This window comes from Mesorhizobium sp. M7A.F.Ca.US.006.04.2.1 (genome assembly GCF_004022915.1).
In the GTDB taxonomy this organism is placed as follows: Bacteria; Pseudomonadota; Alphaproteobacteria; order Rhizobiales; family Rhizobiaceae; genus Mesorhizobium; species Mesorhizobium ciceri.
On sequence record NZ_RZQA01000613.1, the window covers coordinates 1 to 3932 of the forward strand.

5 protein-coding genes are annotated in these 3932 nt (G+C 59.2%); 3 read left to right on the forward strand and 2 right to left on the reverse strand.

All coding sequences use genetic code 11. The features are described 5' to 3' along the window. Positions 1-371, reverse strand: a 371-nt coding sequence (locus EN925_RS26420; RefSeq protein ID WP_164894398.1) for a ParB N-terminal domain-containing protein, incomplete at its 3' end; no start/stop codon positions are given. Continuing rightward, positions 371-1939 carry a recombinase family protein gene (locus EN925_RS26425; RefSeq protein ID WP_245469208.1) on the reverse strand — a complete coding sequence of 523 codons (1569 nt, stop codon included), beginning with the start codon at positions 1937-1939 and terminating at the stop codon, positions 371-373. The genes EN925_RS26420 and EN925_RS26425, both read right to left, overlap by 1 nt. A 265-nt stretch (positions 1940-2204) precedes the next feature. On the opposite strand from EN925_RS26425, the gene EN925_RS26430 reads away from it, so the two are divergent. From EN925_RS26430 to EN925_RS26440, 3 genes are all read left to right on the forward strand, one after another. Next, a complete protein-coding gene (locus tag EN925_RS26430; RefSeq protein ID WP_127368942.1) occupies positions 2205-2519 on the forward strand; it encodes a YMGG-like glycine zipper-containing protein in 315 nt (104 codons plus the stop codon). A gap of 175 nt (positions 2520-2694) precedes the next feature. Continuing rightward, on the forward strand, positions 2695-3309 hold the full coding sequence (locus tag EN925_RS26435; protein WP_127388416.1) for a methyltransferase domain-containing protein: 615 nt from the start codon (positions 2695-2697) through the stop codon (positions 3307-3309). A gap of 105 nt (positions 3310-3414) precedes the next feature. Next, complete coding sequence (locus EN925_RS26440; protein WP_128337040.1) at positions 3415-3786, forward strand: nuclear transport factor 2 family protein; 372 nt, start codon at positions 3415-3417, stop codon at positions 3784-3786. Positions 3787-3932: the final 146 nt, after the last annotated feature.

The following is a 3932-nucleotide window of genomic DNA, read 5'->3' on the forward strand; positions in this document are numbered from 1 at the left end:
TCCGAATAGTTGCTTTCTTTCAGCCGGCCGATGTCGCGAAGAAGGTCATAAGCGGTGTGATACCGGCGAGCACAATTTTCCACCAAGCCTTTGAGCAGCGCCTCGGCGTCAGTTGCCTCTATCACAAACGCCGGAATCTCGGTCTGGCCAAGCAACCTGAAGGCCTCGATCCGTCCCTGGCCGCACACCAGGTCGTGCGTGAAAGCGCTTTCGTCGACATTCCTCGTGGTCACCGTGATGGGACGCTTCAGGCCGACGCTCTTGATGCTGTCGACAATGTCCTGGAAGGATTTCTTGCCTCGCGCACGCGGGTTGGTGATGTTGATCGCGTCAAGGCGCAGGAGCGAGATTGGTCTGTTGGCGGTGACCATCAGCGAGCGGCCGAGATGGCGTCGCGTTCGGCCAAGGCGAACAGCGGATCCAGCGATTTGTAGAAGAAAGTGTTGAATTCCAGCCTTTTGTTCAAGGCGCAGTTTAAGGGCTTCCCGCCAATCTCATTTGCTGGCGCAATCAGATAGTCGAGGATCGTCTGGTTATCCGGGCTCATGCGGATGGCCACTTTCACGTCCGCAGCGGGACCCCGTTGCGCAGAGGCCACCCAATGAGGATAGCCGTATGGCGTGTTGCGACAGCGACCCATCGCAATGGCTACGGTGAATTCATCGTTGACGCGAAGCACGCCGAGAGCACTCTGACGCACCGCAGTTCCGCCCGCCCGCTCGATGGTCGCGATTGTCGTATGCACGACTTCTGCGAAGATCTCACGAAGCCGCCTTCTGATATCAAGAAATCGATAGTTCTGAGACGGATCGTATCCAACGAGCTTGTAGGCCCGCAGCAGACTGCCGAATTTTTTCCTATAGCGGCTGCTTGGCGGACAGTCAGCCGCCGCGTCAATCATCGGGCCTGAAAGGGTACCGCGCCTCTTCAGAAGTTGGGCGAGCACAACCAACATCTGATCGTTGCTCATCTTAGATGAGCGGGCGTCGGCTATGGCCTGAGCCCGTTCGAAAAGTTTACGCTCTACAATGGGTTCAAAAACGCCATCGGCGCGCACCAATTGGGCAGGACCATTGGTCACCTTCCTTTGCTTGAGCTTGAAGGACTGCCGGTTCCAGACGTTGTTGCCCACATACTTCTCGTTGCTGAGTATCTGGTGAATGGATTCGCGTTTCCACGATCGGTTGAGATCGGTGACCACTCCCTTGGCATTCAACGACCGCGCAATCTGAAGCTCGGTCCGACCAGCCTTCACGTATTCATTATAGATCCAGCGCACCGTCGCAATTTCATCAGGTGGTCCAGGCACGAGGATAACCCGGTCCGTCTGGAGGCTCTTGTACTCTTTGAGAGCGAGCATGATCTTTGTGCGCCCATGCTGGTCGATGAGCCGGCGCCTCAGGCCCAGGCCGGACGACCCTCCCTGCCGGTATCCCATTCGAATGAGCCTGGACTGGCCGGCAAACACCTTGACCGACAACACCCGACTGTGCTCGGCCGCCATCGTGCGCTTTATCGCCTTGAGCAGGTCTGATCCGATGCTGCCATCGTTTGCAAACTGTTCGCCACAATATTCAATTCGCACTCCGGCAACGCGACACCGATACTCGTACGACGCACTCTCATCGGGGTTCGGGAATCGCCCCCAGCGGCTCACGTCGTAGACGATGACGATTTCGAAATCTGCGTTCTTCGTTTCGACATCCGCCAACAGCCTTTGCAGGCCGGCGCGACCTTCAAGATTCAAGCCGCTGCGACCCGCGTCCTCGTATGTGGCCACGATGTCGTAATTCATCGCATCCGCGAATTCACGGATTGCATCCTTCTGATTGTCAATCGAGTAGCTCTGGTGGTCAGTGGACATTCGCACGTATTGAGCTGCGCGCACGCGTTGTGCGTTCTCAGCAGGTCGACGGACCGTGTGCGCCTGTTCCATCATTCAGTGCCTGAAAGGCAGATTGAACGTCCGCTTGGACCGGCAATCCTAGCGGTATGAGGCTACAATCCCGTTACACATTGATCGACACTTTGTATCGAATGAGACTTGTTGCCATAAACCGAGAAGCGCGGAAAATAGCAGGCAGACTCCTATCAATACCCGAGAAACCATGTCTTTTATCGTGAGGGCTCGTGCCCCCGTTCCGCCGCATTGCGGCCGCACGGGACGAGCCATAGGGATTTCAGGCATTCAAGGGAGACGTCAGATGAATTTTCGCAAAGCCATAGCCACCGTGCTGATGACCGCAGCACTGGCGGGGTGCGCGCAGACCGAAGGCCAGCAGCGGGCCGGAACTGGCGCTCTGATCGGCGGCGCCGGCGGCGCCCTGGTCGGTCAGGCCATCGGCGGCAACACCGAAAGCACGCTCATCGGCGCTGCCGGCGGCGCCCTGCTCGGCGCCGTCGTCGGCTCGGCCACTACGCCGCAACGGCGCGGCGAACAAATGTGCCGCTACCAGGACCGCCGCGGCCGCATCTACACGGCGCCGTGCGACGACAGGTACTATAACGGCGATTATTAAGCAGAGGGTAGTCTGCCCATCCGTTGTCTGAGTGGGAAATGGGAACGGTTCCGTTGTAGGAATAGCCCTGGTCGTACATTTTTTCTGATCGCGCCGCCGGCGGCGGCGCTGCGTTGTCATCTTTTGCCCATAACATAGTGCTACCAGCAAGGACGGCGGGGTTCTGGAGGTCGTTATGACTGATAGCCTTGCCGGCACCCTGAAGAGTCGTGGCAAACAGGCAGCCAAGCGGCTGCTTGGCTACGATTCCCGCAACTGGCTGCGCATCCGCCAGATCGAGGCATTCACGCTCTTTCTCGAAGCCGGCAACCGCAAGGCTGCCGACGTGATCGAGATCTCGCCCGGCTGGAACCGCACCTGGCGGGCGATGTGCCCCAATTACCGCTCGGTCGATTTCCCCGCCTTCGACATCTGCAGGGACCGCACCGACGAGCAATATTCCATCGTCATCGCCGACCAGGTGCTGGAGCATGTGCGCCGGCCGCAGGCGGCGGTGGAAAACATCTACGCCATGACCCGACCGGGCGGTTGGGCGATGGTGGCGACACCCTTCCTGTTTCGCGTCCACGCTAGGCCGCACGACTACAACCGGTGGACGCCCGCCGGCCTCAAGCAGCTGATGGTCGAGGGCGGCTTCGCGGAAGTCAACGTCAAGGTCCACGGCTGGGGCAACAAGGCCTGCGCGAGGGCCCATATCGGCGGCCCGGTCCGCGCCTATGGCCTGTGGCGGGATCTCCGTAATGATGAGGAATACCCGCTGATGGTCTGGGCGTTCGCTAAGAAGGGGTGAGTGGCGGAAGCCGCGCTCCATCCCGGTCATAGCCAGGGTGTCTGGCTGGACACTTGACCGGATCTGCCGCCAGTGACCTACTTCGAAATTCGAGGAGCCTCGCGAATGGACATTCGAGCCACATTGACGGAGCTGTGCGAGGCCTTCAACGCGCACGACCTCGGTCGCATTATGGCGTTCTTTGCCGACGACTGCGTTCTGGAGATGCCAAGGGGCGTCGAGTCTTGGGGAACGCGCTTCGAGGGCAAGCGCAGCGTGCGAGACGCGCTTGCGACACGCTTTGAGGGTTTGCCCGATGTGCATTACGGCAATGGGCAGCACTTTGCGGACGAGGCTGCCAACACGGGCATGTCGAAATGGACCCTCACCGGCACCACCCGCGAGGGCGTCAAAAAGGAAGTTCAAGGTTGCGACTTTTACACATTTCGCGACGGAAAGGTGATCCGCAAGGATTCATATTGGAAGATCGTGGAGTAGGGGTTGCCAATTCCTGTCTGATCTTTTCGTCGTCCCGCATCCACCGCCATATTCACCCACCAAGGGTTAGCCTCGCGCGACCACGCAATGACGCCAGCATGCTTGTCCGCCAGTGTCTTGGCAGTGCGCATCGCTCTGTCCACTCG